Here is a 17333-nt window from a genome sequence, read left to right on the forward strand (position 1 = left end):
AAATCAGAAATTGAGAGGTTCTTTTTAAACACAGCCACAAAAAGAGTTGCATAAATAAGCCCCTTTATAATGACATAAGCTATCTGAACAACAAAGGCATGCTTATACCACAGATCGCGGTGAAGATCCATTTTTTCAATTGTTTCTTTATTTACTTCTTCCTGTTTACCGGACAAAAAATCGCTCAGTCCAAAGAGTCTTATATCCTTGGCAAAGTCAAAATCCTGAGTAATCCTGGTCATATATTCTAATTTGCGGGATGTGGGAGACATTTTATCCCACACCTCTTCTTTATCGACCCTGACTATTTTTCTGTAATACAGAAACTGCAACAGTCCAAGAATGATAAGCGCTATGATCAGCCTGTAATCAAGAATTAAAATAGCAGCAAAAGTAACAAGTAGTGTAAATGCACTTGTTAAAACCTGCCTCATAAGGCGCATCATACCTTCTACGCCGTTGTTATTAGAATTAGTTGCCCTCATGGCACGATCAGCCAGATCAAGTACATCCGGTCTCTCAACAAGCTCAAATCGCAGAGCTAATACCTTCGCAATCCTCTCTGTGAGCATATTCATACGAACGAGTATGAGGTTGTACCAGACTCTGTTATCAGACAAAGCTCTTCCAAAGTTCAAGGCAAGATTTATACTTCCTGCTATCAGCATCAGCCTTGTAAGCTGCCGTATCCCTTCCTGCCTGCTTAATCCAAGTTGGATAATATCAATGACGTATTTTCCAAAAATTCCCCAGAAATACGATAAGACGGAATTACATACAATTCCAAGAAAAACAAGAAAGATAACACAGGGCTTATATTCCCACATTTTCTTTAGTATATAAACCGTGTTACTCCATATCCCATATTCTCTATGAAGCGGGTTATCTTTACTTTCTTTATATTCGCTCCCCATTGCTGTCTACCCCTTTTGTCTATAAGCAAAAATACACGTAACCTACGCATATAAATTGTATTTCAAAAGAGAAAGACGCACTAATCATTTTTTCATATATGCTGTTCATATATTGCTAAATGGGTCACATATCTTGAATCTACATAGCCGTGCTCAATAGGGAAAGCATACTATGCAGAGCGCAGCAGTAATCAGTGGAGATCTTTTCACGAATTCAATGTACTTTTTAAGTATTGGTATTCTCCTCTTTTACTGCGCGTCTTCAGGTAAGACAGAAAGAGCAGAGAACTTTTCAGCGTTCTTCTTGGCTCTTACCAGCACATAGATCAAAAGAACAATATTTGTCAAAACTGCTACTCCGCCAAGTATGCCACCTACAATAAAATCGCCATTCTTCATAACCGGATAGTTAAAAATTGTTCCGGCATCATACAGAGTATGTAAAGCAGTTGGAATGATGATTGCCAAAGCCCAGTACAGCGCCGTCGGACCTTTGCCCTTTAATTTGTTGTACCTTGCTCTTCCTATAAACTCTCCCATTATCATGTTCAATGTCATATGAGTGAACGCTAAAGGAGTTCTGATTAGTAATACAATACTCTTACTCATAAACATTGCGTACCTTATTTTTCAGAGCAACCAGCGTTATGATGATTGCAAGAAACTTAAACAATTCCTCCACACCACCAGCCATAAAAAATGCTGTAAAGAAAGATGCCGATAGCGCCTGCATTTTTGCACCCTCTATCCCGATGATTCTTAATACGGCCAATAACCCAATCCCGGAACCGGCGGAAATCGGTACGCAAATACATCCCAAAACAACCGGCAGGATTGCCTGTAGTTTCCCTATAGGCTCCGGAACTTCCCTTTTGATCATTCGCTGATAGATAAATCCACAGATAACAAAGGCAAGTAATGCGGCAATAATTGAAATAATAATTGTTTTTGCGTCCATGAATAATTCTCCTCCTCTTTTCTTATCTTAACTCCGTCGAGGCTTTATATACCTCTTTAAATTTTACAGCATTCCGTCTTGCGATAGTCTTAAAAATCCATAAATAGTGATAGATACAAAAAAGACCCAGTACAATGTACCGAGTCTTCTGAAACCTGCAATAGCAGATATTCTCATCTCTTTGAGAACTTTTTCAATGTCCTAAGTGCTGTGTTTGTGGCATTTCCAGGTCGAGTTGCTGTTTACCTGCTGCGTACACAAGGAAGCTCAGTGCTACTGCATGCGGCTGGTGACACTTTTTTCAATCATATTGCCTCACTTCACATAAGCTTATTCAGTAATACTTATTGTTACGTTAACGTCCCCGGAACCAAGCCTTTTTTTCATTTCTTCCGCAGATGTATTTTCAATATGCCCGAGCTTTGTATAAGCCCAGCTATTTGAACCGTAAAACACTACCAGCTGATTACCTGAATACAAAACAATGTCCCCGGCACTTGTAGTCATCTGCTTATCATTCCTTGGAATAGACTGACCAATAGAGCCAACCTGCTCAAAGTCGCCATACATAGACATATCAATGATGATAGGTTTATCTTCAGCCAGATTCTTCAGAGCTTCTACTGATTCATTTTCTTCCCAGATTACCTGTATCTCTTCATCATTTATAAAAAGCTTAAGCATATTTTCCGTCGACCTTTCATCATTAGTAATTACGTCTTCTTCATCCTTTAAGTGATCTTCCGTTACCGTATTACTGTTCGTTTTAGCATCAGCTTTAACCTGTGACTGTATTGTTTCTACATAATTGTCTTGAACAAAATCAACCTTCGAGTGAACCTGTGCATTCTCATTATATCCACATCCAGTAAAGAGGTTTACAGCCATCACACATAATGCTGTAAGCGTTTTACCTGTATTTTTACAAAAGAGATTTTCCAAACTCATAAGCTTCCCGCTTTTCCTCTTCTTTGCCTTCTGCTTCACCCATGTCATTTATTCCGCCACAGAACAGTGAACCTTTAAATGAAGCTTTCTCAAAACACTCTACCCAACCATTCAGACCACTGACAGCTTCCTCAGGAACAAATGTCTCATCTTCAGCAGCAGTCGAAAGCATATAGACATTACGAAATCTATAGTCAGAAGGATAAAGCGGATTAAGTCTGTCAAGGAGAGTCTTCATCTGTCCGCTCATCTCGTAATAGTAGATAGGGGTCGCAAATACAAGCGTATCTGCATTCTTTACTTTTTTCGCAATCTCTACAGCATCATCATTTATCACGCACTTCTGCGTCTTTTGGCATGCAAGGCATCCTTTGCAGAATCCAACTGTTTTGTCCTTGAGGCTGATGACTTCCACATCATGTCCCGCAGCTTTTGCTCCATCAGATACTTTATCTGCCAAAATATCAGAATTGCTCTTTGCTCTAAGACTTGTCTTTATTATCAAAACCTTACTCATTGTCATCTTTCCTTATTTAAGATATTCATTAAAGAAGCTCTCAAGTTTGTCAAACGGAATATAATCCTTATCTCCTCCATCATACAGATCTGTATGAACTGCATCTGGAATGATCATCAGTTCTTTATTATCAGCATATTTGCTGTCCTTTATCATGTCGGCATAAGCGTCTTTACTGAAGTAGCAGGAGTGAGCCTTCTCGCCATGTACAAGAAGCACTGCACTTCTGATTTCATTGCTGTACTTAAGGATTGGCTGATTCACAAAGGATTCACAGCCTATCACATTCCATCCATCATTGGAATTAAGGGAACGGGCATGATATCCGCGATCAGTTTTGTAGTAATCAAAATAGTCTTTTACAAAGAAAGGTGCATCTGCAGGTAGAGGATCTACAACACCTCCCGCGCGCTTATATTCTCCATTCTTTAAATCTTCAAGACGCTGAGCGCACAATGCCTTTTTCGCTTCATATCTCTTTTCTTCACTGTCATCGGCATCAAAGTAACCTTTTGCATTAACTCTTGTCATGTCATACATGGTCATTGCAGCTGTAGCTTTGATTCTTGTGTCAAGAGCAGCTGTATTGATAGCCATTCCGCCCCATCCGCAGATTCCTATGATTCCTATTCTTTCCGGATCTACCTTTTCATTAAGTGAAAGAAAATCAACAGCAGCCATAAAATCCTCTGTATTGATATCAGGTGATGCCATATATCTTACATTGCCGCCTGACTCTCCTGTAAAAGAGGGATCGAAGGCTATTGTAAGAAATCCTCTTTCTGCCATAGTCTGAGCGTATAATCCTGAACACTGCTCCTTAACAGCTCCGAAAGGTCCTGATACTGCAATAGCCGGAAGCTTGCCATCTGTATCCTTTGGCACATACATATCCGCTGCAAGGGTTATCCCGTAGCGATTTACAAATGTCACCTTGCTGTGTTCCACCTTCTCACTCTTTGGAAAGGTCTTATCCCACTCTGTTACTAAATTAAGTTCTTCTGTTCTTATCATCATTTGATACCTCCGTTATCTCTGCTTCATTTCGTTTTCGATTTTTCTTAGCATAAAATCCATGCAGTCAACTTTTCTCCCACTTTCGTGGTACTCGTCCATGGCACGGCATCTTTCTTTTTTCAGAAGCCTTACCATTTCATCGATACTGCCTGACTCAAATCTTTCCAGGATAGTGTCTGTTGCCTCATTACAGCATCCCGCATCTGAAAGGCTTTGCTTTAGATATTCTTTATCCATGAGTATTCCTCATTTCCATGTAAATATTTCACTTACAATTCTATTGTATGAGCTTGTAAGATTTTTTGCTAATAGTTATAATGAATATCATATTATTCCATTTTGGCATATCATTCAGCAATGAGCAGTGCAGCAATATTTATAAAATATGCACTTGGGAGCTTGCTCACATAAGTGCATATTTTTGTAAATATTGGTATTCGGCGAATGCCGAAGAACGAGAAATGCGCAGCATTTCGAGTACTGCACTGCTTAGGAAAGGAATCACCATGGAAATCAGGACTTTAAGATATTTTTTAGCTGTAGCAAGAGAAGAAAACATGAGCAGAGCCGCTGAGATACTGCATGTGACTCAGCCAACTCTATCCAAACAATTAAAATCATTGGAAGAAGAATTGGGTAAGAAGCTATTTACAAGGCACAGTTTCAGTATAAAGCTGACAGAAGAAGGAATTCTTCTCAGAAACCGTGCAGAAGATCTTGTGAGCATGTCTGATAAAATCGAGCAGGAATTTGTTTCACTTGATGACATAAGCGGAGGCAATCTTTACCTCGGACTTGCAGAATCTTATCAGCTAAGATTCCTTGCAAGAGCAATCAAGACCTTTAAAGAAAGCTATCCCAATCTCCATTATCACATCACAAGTGGTGATACAGAGCAGCTATCTGAAAAAACAGAAAAAGGGCTTCTTGATTTTGTTGTTCTGGTTGAGCAGCCGGACATCAGAAAGTATGAATATATAGAATTTCCACAGGCTGATACCTGGGGACTTATCATTCCTGAAAATGACCCTCTGGCAAAAAAGGAATCCATTCGTTTGGATGACCTGATAGGATTACCTCTTTTCTGCTCAGATCAGGCTTGGAACGGAGATATAAAGAAATGGGCCGGGAGCAGATTTTCAGAACTACAGCTTGAAGGTTCTTTCCGTCTTTCCTACAATGGCTCTATTTTCACAATGGAAGGTCTTGGGTATCTTCTCACCTATGATCACCTTATTGATACATCAAAAAACAACGGCCTTGCATTCAGACCGTTGTCTCCTAAGCTTGAAAACAGAATATATTTCGCATGGAACCGCTATCAGGCATTTACACCTATAGCAGAAAGATTTTTATCGCACCTAAAAGTTCTAGTGTTATAACCCATCTTTTGGGACTGCTAACCCCGTCCCAATGTCATTTAGATAGCAAAAATCATAATAACAGTATATTATTATAGGCATGATAAATGCAAACAAAATATATCCAGTTCTCGGGTTTACGGTCAAAAATCTTATTTTTGAAAAAGGCAAACAGGCAGTCTGGCGAGGCTGCCTACTAACAGGGTATTCTGTTCTTGTTGATTTATCTGTATGCTAATGGTACAGCTGACTGGCGACGTATGATTCTTTTGAATTTACGTCCCGGTCGGACTGGCACCAAGAATCTGTTGATTAGCATCTCAAGATCTTTTACTTTTTCCATAAGATAAAGCCTTACAAACTTTTGCATCTGAGTGTGATTAAAGCTGTATTTACGAGCTTTATTCGTGGGTTCCTTTTGAGTTATTGCTTTTGCTATGCATGATGAAAAGTTATATAACGTTAGTTTTCCATATATTTCCTGTATTAAGAAATCCGGCTTTATTGAATGAATGTGTACCATGTTTCCAGCATACTTTAAATGGCGGAATGCAGTTTCTTCACCCCATCTCAAGTTGTATAGTTCTTTGATCACTTTTAATGGAAATTCTTGTCGAGGTAGATTGGTTACTATATATTCATAGGTTCCGTTTGATAATTGAAACTTCAGTATTCGGAAACAAAGAGTATCTATATCATCATCACCATAAGCAATGAAATCATATCTATGTTCACTGCGAATAAAATGGTAGTTCTCATACTTATAGTTGCGCTTTTTGCGACGACGACCAACATGAATGGTAACACTTTCATCAACGCAGGATCCATCCAATAATTGTGGATAGTCTGGACATAAGGTTTTAGAATCGGTTTTTCTAATACGAAGCACGAAAAGCTGATTATTGTGGATAGCATGTGCAAGGATATTCCATGAAAAATATCCACGATCAGCAATAAAAATGGATTTTCCGTCCGGTGAAGAATGTTTATCAAGAAATTTGCAAAACGAGCCCCGTTCATTCATTTCCCGCATATCTTGAATTTCAACATCCAGGAACATGTCATTCATGATATCGTAAAGAGCATTAAGATGTGCCTGGTTAAAGGGCTTGCGACCTTCTATGTTATCGACCAAAGTGTTTAGATCAGCAGGATTATAAGGAAGATTGAGTCTTGTGCCATCACAGGCAATAAGCTGATATTCATGGAAGGTTTTTGCTACAGGAATGCTTTTGTTAAACAGATAAAACAATTCCTGAAACGCTTCCTTTTTAATCTGATTGCGACGCTGAATCATGGCTGATGGCAGAGGAAGATTTTCCTCGCCAAACAAATCCAATAATTCAGTTGCAACATTATCTGCTCCTGCAATCATAGGAAAGAGCATAGTTTGAGCAAAAGATATCTTCTTTTTTCTAGTAAAATCAGAAGATGGATTGTTCAAAAATTCATCTCATCGCGCTAGCAAGGAATCGAATATAGAAAACAGATTTTTGTGTATTTCAGTAACAGTAAATGACATGTCAGCACCTCCGTAAAAATGTCTTATAATCAAGGCGCGGCAACATTTTTTGACTGACTTGTCAAGCGTTTTTATCAATAAAAACGCAAAAAAATCAGAGGATATTTCACCTCTGATTTAAAGTAACTATTTAATAAAAAACTTAGGGGACCTTATCTAAATGACATTGGAACCGTCCCATTGACTCACCCTTGACTCCACTACCTGGTTAGTTCATCAAGCGTTAGTATTTCAAAGCCTTCCGCTTTCCCTTTTAGCTTGATGGTGTCTCCCAGGGATGTAACCTTTGCTCTATCGCCAAGTATATCAGCCACTGCTCTGGATATCAGTATTTTTCCACCGGAAGCATTTGCTTCCAGTCTGGCAGATGTGTTAACAGTATCCCCAATAGCAGTGTAGTCCATGCGCAGAGGAGCACCGATGTTTCCGACAACAGCCGGTCCCCAGTTTACACCTATTCCGAATTCCACAGTTCTGCCAAAGCGTTCCTGCAACTTTTTCCCCAGTTCCTTTGAGCCCTCTACCATATCCATTGCTGCACGACAGGCAAGATATACCGGATCCTCCTGCTGTAGCGGTGCATTCCAAAAAGCCATCGTGCAATCGCCTACAAACTTATCTAAGGTGCCATGATTTTTCATGATACATTCTGTTGTCAGAGTAAGATATGAATTTATTATCTCTACAACAGTCGGAGGATCAAGCGCTTCGCTCATAGTTGTGAAGCCTCTGATATCTACAAAAAGAACAGCTATATCTACAGTTTTACCTCCAAGCTCTAATGCTTCTCTCCCCTGCTCCAATAACTGTTTCATTATAGCGGGATCAACGTAATGCCCAAAGGTGTTTTCCACAAGCTTCTTTTCACGTTGAGATCTTATATAGTTTAAAGATACAACAATTACAAAGAGAATAAATACAAAGAGCGGAATCCACAATACATGAAGAACAAGCCTACACCATTTATATAAAGCATACGCTGTCATCATGTAGATAATGCAAAAACCGACCTCTATTCCTATAGCAGTAAGAACCTTCCTGTCTATGAAGAACAAGAGCATAACAAAGCAGACAATAAACAGTATCACTAACTGAGCAGTCCTCGATGCTTCATGAGGATAAAAGCCACGCCTGAAAACATCAACAAGATTGGCATGAATCTCAACTCCATACATCGGAGCTGCATGATCAATGGATGTTCTGTATTCATCCTGAAGTCCGGCTGCATATGGTCCTATCATGACAATCTTATCTGAAAAAAAAGAAGGATCAATGTCGCCGTTATATACGTCCGCAACAGATATATAATCGTAATATGCTCCATTTTTACCCAGGAATGGTATATAGAAAAAGCCGCTATCGGTCCTGGGAATATCATTAGGTGTAATTTGCTTTACCTCACAATATTTTTCGTAAATGACTCTGGCAAAGCTTAAAACTCTTCCAATATCAGGCACATCTATATACAACATTGCATGACGGATAACACCGTCAGAATCAGCCATAACATTAATATGACCTGTAGTAGTACTGTTTTTCAGTTCAGGGAAAGGTTCATCATACGCCTGAACCACTCTGTCTTTTATATGGAAATTCTCTCCATCAAGAAAAAGATCACTCCCGAATGTCGCTGCTGAAGCCGTAACCACATTTCCGCCGTTAAGTGCAGATGCTGCCAAATACTCATCTCCTGAAGGATCCGAGCTTTCACCAACATACAGCACATCGATGGCAATGACTGCCGGCGGAGTTTCTGCACTGTTCAGAATACTTATAACATCTGCCATTACACTTCTTGGCCATGGCATTTGACCTATTTCTTCAAGCGCCTTTTGATCCATACCAAGGACAACTATTTCACCATCCGTTGCCATTGTTTTCTGATAAAAAGCGTCAGAAACCACTCCGTCCGGTACATCAAGCCATCCGGTTCCTGCAATGATTGTAAAAACGAGAGCCACTACAGATGCTATAATTATTTTTCCAATTTTCTTTCTTTTTTGATGCATCACAACTCCTGTTCAACCATCGACTCCATCTTCCGCCTTGAATATCACAGATTTTACCTAAGAAATATCAAAACAACTACAATAGTCTACACATTGATTATTTGCCCCTGTCTTGCAAAACTTACATTTTCATCTCCAATTTTACTTTCAATATTTCTAAGGAATTCATCATCATGTGCCGGGTCGTGGTGAACCAATAGCATTTTCTTTATTCCTGCACTTTTTTTCAGTTTAACCCCTTCACTCTCTGTTGAATGTCCATAACCCTTTTTGCCGGAATACTCATCATCTGTATATTGAGCATCATATAAAACCATATCTGCATCCCTGCAAAATTCAATAACATCTCTGTCTGCAAATAGTCCATTCTCACCGGGAATATGCTCATAATCAGAGAGATTGACTATTTTTTTTCCTTTGTAGATAACCTTGAGCGCAATATTCCCTCCCGGGTGTCTGACATTCATTCCTTCAACAATTACTTCTCCTAATTTTAACGGAAACTTAATGCTCTCAATTACAAGCTCTGAGGGATATTCACCTGCCATCAATGGCCAGTATGGCTTTGAAAAAATGGTATTTATCTGATTTTTTATATCAAGCTTTTCCTCTCCATACAGGAACAACCTTCTACCTTTCCTGGACAATTCCGGAAAAAAGGGTAGCCCCATAATATGGTCCAGATGAACATGGGATATAATAATGGATACATTCATCCTTTCATCTATATTTTTAGCGTTAAAAATTCCCGTCCCGGAATCCAATAGTATTACCTGATCTCCGGCCTCTACCTGATAACATGTTGTAGCCCCGCCGAATTCTTCATATTCTTTTCCGCTTACAGGCATCGATCCCCTTGATCCCAGTACAGTCAGTTTCATATGATTTTCCATTTTTTCTCCATTGGCTGAATTTTTACCGTTTTCACAATTATTATACATATATTTTTTTATCCTCAGAATAATTGTCTAGATAATTTAGAAAAATATAATATTATTTCGCTTCAATTGTAATCTCTGTTATCGTATCATAATTAATGAATCATTTTATTTGGGAGACTGCGCATGGCCAAAACTACTGTTATCACAAATCTTAAAGAATACGAAAGCGGCAGGGTTGTTTTCATGGAAGGTGAAGACAGCAGTTGTATGTACGAAGTCCAGAAGGGTAAAGTGGGTATTTTCACTAATTACGGGACGGAAAACGAAAAAATGATCGCAGAAATCGGCCGAGACAGAATCTTCGGTGAAATGGGCATGGTTGAAGGGCTTCCTCGTTCAGCTACAGCTGTTTCATTGTCTGATTATACTGTCCTTGCAATTATCACATGGGAAACCTTAAGTCTGTATTTCAAAACAAGACCGTCACGAGTTGTCCAGATTATGCAACAAACAAGTGACCGTTTACGACTCACAACCAGGGTCAATACAGAACTAAGAGCTTCGATTAATAAAACCATTGAAAAGATAAACGATGGTTGTTCCAGGCCCGAAGCTGCGTCCATTCTAAAGGATGCAATTGTAAAGATGGATGAAGCATTTAATGAGAATAGATAATTCGTAATTATCGGGAAATTTAGTTTAGCATTTTTGAGAAAGGTATTGTTATGAGGGGAGAAAATTCATATCGTCTTTATCAGCTTGTTCGCTCAAGCGGACGCTTCTTTGCGTGTGTTCTTTCACTTTCTCTGCTATTTTCATCATATAGTATATCCGCAATAGCATCAGAAACCAAAACCGATGCTGCTTCTGTCATGCGCCTTGAGAAAACCGAAGGAACTGTATCAGTCTCGGAAAACACCGGAAAAGAGCTTGTAACCACAGCAAAAATGCGTCTAAATGATGGCAATATTGTTTCAACAAAGGCTAAAAGTTATGCATACATAAGTCTTGATGCCACCAAGGCCATCAAACTCGATGCTAAAAGCTCAGCAGAAATCAAGAAAACCGGATCAAAATATGAAGCTCTTCTAAATTCCGGCAATCTTTTCTTTAATGTATCAGAGCCCCTTAACGATGATGAAGAATTTAATATAAAGACCTCCACAATGACTATGGGAATACGCGGCACTGCAGCTCAGGTTGAGGTATTTGACGAAAAGCATGCTAAGGTATGCTTACTTGAAGGCAGCCTTAAGTGTACCATGTCCAACACAAACGGAGACAGTAACGGCTGTACATTGATCGCAGGTCAAAAAGCTGATTTTCATATTGCTGAAGGAAAAGCTAACAGCTGCATCATTGAAACAGGAAATATCAGCATTGATGATATCAGCGGATTCACGTTATTAGAATTATATAATAACAAAGACCTTGCCAACAGAGTATATATGGAAAGCAACTTAGATTTCAGGTATCTCACATTAGAGGAAGTGAACGCACGATTAAAAAAGGATCAGGGACTTGTTGATACTACAAAATCCAAATCAAAAAAGAAGCGCAATTTAGAATTATCAACAAAAAGTATAGAGGCTAATCCGGAGCAGGCTCCCACTCCGGCACCTCAAAGCGACCCCAATTATAAAGTCTTTGATATAAGTAATTGGTATAATAACGACAATAATGACTCATCGTACGAGTCCGAACACCATTCAAATAACTCTTCCGGCTCATCAAAAAATAAGCCAAAGAAAAAGAAAAAATCCGACAAGAAAAAACACAAAAAGAAGAAAAACAATCCGGATAAAAAGGATCCTAAACCAATTCCTGATCCTAATCCGGACGACGACCAACACAATGATGACCCTGTAATCCCAAGCCCCAACGCATCAAAACTAAATGGAAGTGGCTCTGCATCAGATAAAAACGTGGATTAACAGGAATCAGGGGGGTGTCATGGGGACAGTTCCAATGTCATTTAGATAAGGTGACCCCACTGTCCCCGATTTTTAAAACTTAATAATTCATTGTTAAACAGAGGTGAAAATCCTCTGTTTTTTTGCACTTTTTTTTCAAAAAATGCTTGACAAGTCAGTCAAAAAATGTTGCCGCGCCTTGATTAGATGACGTTTTTCAAGGAGGTATTCATATGCACAGCATTTCTACTGACGAGATCAAAGAGATGTTACTTTCCGAAATTGATTCTCTCTTGGACCAGAGGGAATTATTTCTTACAAATCCAAAATCTGACTTTACCAGAACTAAAAAGATTTCTTTTGAGCAGACTGTCATATTCCCAATGATCGCTGCTTCAAATGATATCGCCACCGAGCTATTGGATTACATAGGCGAACAGAACCTTCCCATGCCATCTGCAATGATCCAGCGCAGAAACCAAATAAAGCCAGAAGCATTCGAGGCATTATTTAGCAACTTCAAAAAAATAATTCCTGTTCTCAAAGATTTCTTGGGCTATCAGCTTTTGGCCTGTGATGGATCACGAATCAATCTCCCTTATCATCCATCCGATACGTTTAGCTTTATTAAGTGTATTAAAGGACGTAAGGGGGTAAATCAGGTCCACCTGAATGCGCTTTATGATATCCAAAATGATATTTTTATTGCTGCAAGTCTCCAGGGAATTCACAACATGAACGAGCAAAAAGCTTTTTGTGAATTCCTCGATAATCATGCCTGCTGCAGTAAAAAACGTATTTACATCGCTGACAGAGGATATGCTTCTTATAATATTTTTGGTCATGCAATTCATAATAATCAGCTGTTTCTTATAAGAGCAGCTCAATCCAGAGTAGAAGGCTTCTGTCCCAACGACAAAAAATGGCTAAAGGACAAGTATGTAGACAGAGAGATTACTGTTACGATAGGACGGTGCCGTGGCAAGAGCTATACTCTGTTGGAAAACTATCATTACATGTCCTCGGTTAAGAAATATGATTTTATCAGTCGCAAAAGCAAAGAAGTCGATGTTATTAAACTTCGTGTTCTTAAGTTTCCTATATCCGACAATTCCTATGAATATGTAGTAACTAATTTGCCAAAGTACAGCTTTTCAATTGATACCATAAAGCGTTTGTACAACCTTCGATGGAATGAGGAAACTGCGTTTCGTCATCTCAAATATGCCGGAAACATGGTCCACATACATTCATTAAAAAAGAATCTTTTGGTACAAGAAATCTATGCCAAACTTACGCTTTATAACTTTTCATCATTTATTAGCCTTTCAATTGGAGACGCTGAAAGAAAAACCGAGAAATATCTGTATGTGAAAAACCACACACAGGTTCAAAAGCTATGCCTGAGATTTATAAAAGGGAAAATAGAAGATATAAAAACATTGATTCTAAGATGTTTAGTACCAGTCCGACTGGCCGGAAATTTGCAAGAAATCTCCGACGCCAGGCGGCTGATTCACTAAACTATCGATAAATCACAAAACAGAATACCTTGAATAGTAGGCGGCCCCTGATGACCGTCTGTTTGCCTTTTTCAAAAATAAGAATTCTTGACCGTAAACCCGAGAACTGGATATATTTTGTTAGGATTTATCACATCTTCTATAATACACCATAATTCTGTGTTTTGTTATCTAAATGACATTGACCCCGTCCCCAGGGACCATTAAAAGGTAATAGCTGATGAAACCAAAAAATATGACGGTGAGCATCTAAACGACAAAGATACTACAGAAGTTCCCATTCTTGCCAATGCTAAAAAAAGAGTCCTTGGATAAAAAATCCAGGGAGTCTTTTTATTGCTACTTTACGCTATTGCTTTAGTTCTTTTGCCAATTAAACAATAGTATGTCACCATGAGCATCAGAAAAGCGCCTATCCATGCAGATACTTCAGAAATGGCAATTCCCTTAAATCCGTTCCTTCCTACCAAAAAGCCAAAGATCAGTCTCATAATGACTTCGAGCCCGCCTGAGAGCATTGGTATAAAGGTATTGCCCAACCCCTGAACAGAGTATCTGTATACAAAAAGCCAGCCCAGGGCAAAAAAGCTTATTCCCATGATCGGCATGAAATCGGTACAATAACCGATTATCATGTTGTCAGTCAGCAGCATCCTTGCCAAGCTTCCGGGCACAAATATCATAAGGAGCGATATAGGCACATTCACAAGTGTAGAGAGCATCAGGCCCTGTCTTACTCCTGTGCGTATCCTGTCATATTTGCCAGCGCCCTTATTTTGCCCCACAAAGGTCATCATGGAAAGACCTACGGACATTCCGAACTGCTCAAAGAGTGATGCAAATTTCATGCAGGCTGAATAGGCTGCCACATATGCGCTTCCCATAAGATTTACGAAGTACTGCAATACCATGGCCCCTGCAGCTGTGACCGAATTCATAAATGCCACAGGAAGGCCTATTTTCATAAGTTCAACCAATATATTCTTTTCATCTGCTATTTCTGACGTGTCTTTTCCCAGACTCATAAAATCGATGGTTCTAAGCTTTTTAAGGCACAAAAGGTATGATACAAACTGAGAGACCACTGTTGCCACTGCTGCTCCGACAACTCCTGTGCCAAAGGCCATTATGAAAATAATATCAAGCATGATGTTCACTAGTGATGAACAGATCATAGCAGTGAGAGGCGTTCTGGAATCTCCCATTGACTGGAGAATTGTAATCTCAAGGTTATTCATAACCGTCACTACAATTCCCAATAAGATCACAGCAAAATATCTATACGAATCATCAAAGATATCTTCAGGAGTGTTCAAGAACGTCAGCATCTTATTGAGCAAAGAAACACATACAACAGTAAAGGCTATTCCAAACGTGATACTGAGCTTCTTGGCTGCTCTGATGTATGCATTCAGCATAGCCATATCGTTTTTTCCAAAGCTCTGGGCAAAGGTTATGCCAAATCCTCTGGTCATCCCCACAACAAATCCAAGTATAAGGAAGTTAAGTGTCCCGGTTGCCCCAACAGCAGCCAGCGCCTGATCCGAGATTCCCTTGCCAACTATAATGCTATCCACAAGACTATATAGTTGTTGGAAAAGATTTCCCCATAATAAGGGCAAAAAGAACAGTATGATCTGTTTCATACTGTTTCCTGAGGTCATATTTTGTGTGGTCTGTTCTGTATTTGTCATGGCCGCTCTCTTTGGTCTTTCTCTTGATGTTAATTATTTAATAGTTAAGATCATTTAAGTATCCAGGCTATTCCCTTTGCAAGACGCAGATCCGCATCTTTGAAATGATTTCCGGGATTCATTTCAAACGTAGTTTCTATGCCCTTATTCTTGTATTGATCATAAACTTTTCCGGTCTTATCTTCAACTGTGCTAAGAAGCGCGTTGCGAGTGCGTGCCTCTCTATCGCCAAGGGAAAAATATACTCTTGAAGGCATTTTACCAAAATTATTTTTTTCTGCATATTCTAAAAATGAAGGATACCACATAGATCCGGATGCACTTACTGCTCTTGAGAACACATCATTCCTGTACAAGCTGTAAATAGCGAACAATCCTCCAAGTGAATAGCCTGCAATAGCCGTATATTCAGGCTCTGCACCAAACTCAGCTTTTATAGCAGGGATTTTGCTTCCAGTCAGCTTATCAAGATATTATCTGCCCCTCCTGTGTAGGGGCTATCATTTTTATACAAAGGAGCACATTCCCAGAGGGACATCTCCTCATTCCAGTTGATATCACTTATAGCAGCAAGATTCAGCTCTTTTTCCGTCATAGTACAAAGCGCGCTATAAACATCACTTCCATTGCCCTGAAATCCAGGTGATTATTGACTCATATCGACGAATATAAGATTTGCAGTCAAGTAATTTAGAAACATATGCCAAAATAGGATTATATAGTGAAATTTTTAATTTCTGAATAGGAACGACTTAAATAGAACAAGGCTGTCGCACTAATTTTGATTTAATCTGAACAGCCCCAATAGATCTTTGAATATTTCCAAAGAAACAACACTCTGCAACAGCAGATGATTATCTCTTTGAGAACTTTTTCATTGCCTTAAGTGCCTTGTTTTGGGCATTTGTAAGGCGAGTAGCTGTTTACCTGCTGCGTACGGTAGAAAGCTCAGGGCTACTGTATGCGGCTGGTGGCAACTCTGTTATTTCATCCTAAAAACAGATCTATCTTTCTGTTTCATCATATTCTTTCATTTCCAGACTGATCTGAGTATAAAGCCTTCTCAATAGTCACGTTCATATAAGATTTCTTGCGAAATCCCATAGTCCCCATCCTGCTTCGGAACGCTTGCATTTCATACAATGCCTCCTACCACTCGCGCCTTATCTTTTCAAAATCAATTGTCTTACCGACTTTCTTCCATATAATCAGAACAAAGACCAGATTGATAACTATCAGTCCGACATAGACCAAAAGTAATTTAGCTGCATCTTCACCCGTCCGGACATAGGAACCAAGACCCTCTTCGGGAATAAATAATCCTGAGGTATAATCAGTAAGAAAATCATTTAGTCCGTGCGCCAGTCCGCATGCCCATATATTTCTTGTTTTCCAGTACAGTATCAGAAGAGCAAGTCCGAAAAGGCTTGCTTCAAGAGTTTTTCCAATAGCCTGTCCCCAAGCCATTGCTGAGAGTGGATCAAATCCACCTAAAACATGTACTGCTCCAAAGACAAGCGAGGAAACAACTGCCCCAAGTACAAATACATATTTCCAATTCCTGAATTTATATATGATCGCATCGTTGATAACAGCCCTGAAGGACAACTCCTCAAAAAGCCCCACAGACATATACATGAGGAACACAACAAACAGCTCCAGAACAGGATTCTGCAAAAGCGGCCTTTTTTCACTTATATCTGAAACCAACACAATAGTGCCAAGTGAAAAGGCTACTATCAGAAATCCAACAGAATACTTCAAAACATAACTTGTTGAATTATAGCTGGATGAAAGGGTCTTGTCTCCCGATATCTGATACAGGAAAAAACACGCTGCTCCACATAGCATCGTTCTTACGATGAAAAACTGAAAATGCGTCTGGGTCGGCACTGATTTGAAACATACGACAACATATACTATGCAGAGCGCAGCAGTAATCAGTGGAGATCTTTTCATGAATTCAATGTACTTTTTAAGCATTGGTATTCTCCTCTTTTACTGCGCGTCTTCAGGTAAGACAGAAAGAGCAGAGAACTTTTCAGCGTTCTTCTTGGCTCTTACCAGCACATAGAT

Annotated in this window: 17 protein-coding genes; 4 read left to right on the forward strand and 13 right to left on the reverse strand. The window is 39.3% G+C overall.

The genetic code is table 11. The annotated features are described in order from the left end of the window. The 7 genes from G622_RS0118835 to G622_RS0118865 all read right to left on the reverse strand — a co-directional run. On the reverse strand, positions 1 to 914 hold a 914-nt coding region (locus G622_RS0118835), incomplete at its 3' end, for an ABC transporter ATP-binding protein (RefSeq protein WP_026511955.1). Positions 915 to 1163: 249 nt separating this feature from the next. Next, positions 1164 to 1523 (reverse strand): hypothetical protein, encoded by a 360-nt coding sequence (locus tag G622_RS0118840; RefSeq protein ID WP_155831553.1) that lies wholly within the window; start codon positions 1521 to 1523, stop codon positions 1164 to 1166. Then, entirely contained in the window at positions 1516 to 1872 is a 357-nt protein-coding gene (locus G622_RS0118845; protein WP_026511957.1) for a PrsW family glutamic-type intramembrane protease, read from the reverse strand. Before G622_RS0118845 ends, G622_RS0118840 begins: the two co-directional genes overlap by 8 nt. Before the next feature lie 330 nt (positions 1873 to 2202). Next, entirely contained in the window at positions 2203 to 2820 is a 618-nt protein-coding gene (locus tag G622_RS23760) for a cyclophilin-like fold protein (RefSeq protein WP_044958119.1), read from the reverse strand. Continuing rightward, a complete protein-coding gene (locus tag G622_RS0118855; protein WP_026511958.1) occupies positions 2795 to 3337 on the reverse strand; it encodes a flavodoxin family protein in 543 nt (180 codons plus the stop codon). Before G622_RS0118855 ends, G622_RS23760 begins: the two co-directional genes overlap by 26 nt. Positions 3338 to 3349: 12 nt before the next feature. After that, entirely contained in the window at positions 3350 to 4351 is a 1002-nt protein-coding gene (locus G622_RS0118860) for an alpha/beta hydrolase (RefSeq protein ID WP_026511959.1), read from the reverse strand. A 15-nt stretch (positions 4352 to 4366) separates the two neighbouring features. Further along, positions 4367 to 4591, reverse strand: a complete 225-nt coding sequence (locus tag G622_RS0118865) for a hypothetical protein (protein ID WP_026511960.1) — start codon at positions 4589 to 4591, stop codon at positions 4367 to 4369. Between the two features lie 269 nt (positions 4592 to 4860). Here G622_RS0118865 and G622_RS0118870 point away from each other — a divergent pair, with 269 nt between their 5' ends. Then, positions 4861 to 5736 carry a LysR family transcriptional regulator gene (locus G622_RS0118870; RefSeq protein WP_026511961.1) on the forward strand — a complete coding sequence of 292 codons (876 nt, stop codon included), beginning with the start codon at positions 4861 to 4863 and terminating at the stop codon, positions 5734 to 5736. A gap of 202 nt (positions 5737 to 5938) precedes the next feature. Here G622_RS0118870 and G622_RS0118875 read toward each other — a convergent pair whose 3' ends face one another. The 3 genes from G622_RS0118875 to G622_RS0118885 form a co-directional block, all read right to left on the reverse strand. Then, the gene (locus G622_RS0118875; RefSeq protein WP_026511962.1) at positions 5939 to 7159 is read right to left on the reverse strand and encodes an IS4 family transposase; all 1221 of its coding nucleotides are present in this window, start codon (positions 7157 to 7159) and stop codon (positions 5939 to 5941) included. Positions 7160 to 7437: 278 nt separating this feature from the next. After that, entirely contained in the window at positions 7438 to 9246 is a 1809-nt protein-coding gene (locus G622_RS23765; protein WP_044958122.1) for a CHASE2 domain-containing protein, read from the reverse strand. Between the two features lie 86 nt (positions 9247 to 9332). Beyond that, positions 9333 to 10139, reverse strand: coding sequence for an MBL fold metallo-hydrolase (locus G622_RS0118885; protein WP_196814244.1), 807 nt, complete (start codon positions 10137 to 10139; stop codon positions 9333 to 9335). 171 nt (positions 10140 to 10310) lie between these two features. Between G622_RS0118885 and G622_RS0118890 the strand changes: the two genes are divergently transcribed. The 3 genes from G622_RS0118890 (at position 10311) to G622_RS0118900 (ending at position 13563) form a co-directional block, all read left to right on the forward strand. Further along, entirely contained in the window at positions 10311 to 10802 is a 492-nt protein-coding gene (locus G622_RS0118890) for a Crp/Fnr family transcriptional regulator (RefSeq protein WP_026511964.1), read from the forward strand. 50 nt (positions 10803 to 10852) lie between these two features. Beyond that, entirely contained in the window at positions 10853 to 12061 is a 1209-nt protein-coding gene (locus tag G622_RS0118895) for a FecR domain-containing protein (RefSeq protein WP_026511965.1), read from the forward strand. Between the two features lie 212 nt (positions 12062 to 12273). Beyond that, positions 12274 to 13563: an IS4 family transposase gene (locus G622_RS0118900; protein WP_026511966.1), complete on the forward strand. Its 1290-nt coding sequence runs from the start codon at positions 12274 to 12276 to the stop codon at positions 13561 to 13563. A 344-nt stretch (positions 13564 to 13907) separates the two neighbouring features. Here G622_RS0118900 and G622_RS0118905 read toward each other — a convergent pair whose 3' ends face one another. The 3 genes from G622_RS0118905 to G622_RS0118920 all read right to left on the reverse strand — a co-directional run bounded on the left by G622_RS0118905 (position 13908) and on the right by G622_RS0118920 (position 17240). Beyond that, positions 13908 to 15257, reverse strand: coding sequence for an MATE family efflux transporter (locus tag G622_RS0118905; RefSeq protein ID WP_026511967.1), 1350 nt, complete (start codon positions 15255 to 15257; stop codon positions 13908 to 13910). A gap of 50 nt (positions 15258 to 15307) precedes the next feature. Then, entirely contained in the window at positions 15308 to 15718 is a 411-nt protein-coding gene (locus G622_RS24945; RefSeq protein ID WP_081675407.1) for an alpha/beta hydrolase-fold protein, read from the reverse strand. 688 nt (positions 15719 to 16406) lie between these two features. Then, positions 16407 to 17240 (reverse strand): CPBP family intramembrane glutamic endopeptidase, encoded by an 834-nt coding sequence (locus G622_RS0118920; RefSeq protein ID WP_026511968.1) that lies wholly within the window; start codon positions 17238 to 17240, stop codon positions 16407 to 16409. Positions 17241 to 17333 lie beyond the last annotated feature (93 nt).

This window comes from Butyrivibrio sp. LC3010 (assembly GCF_000424385.1).
Lineage (GTDB): Bacteria > Bacillota > Clostridia > Lachnospirales > Lachnospiraceae > Butyrivibrio.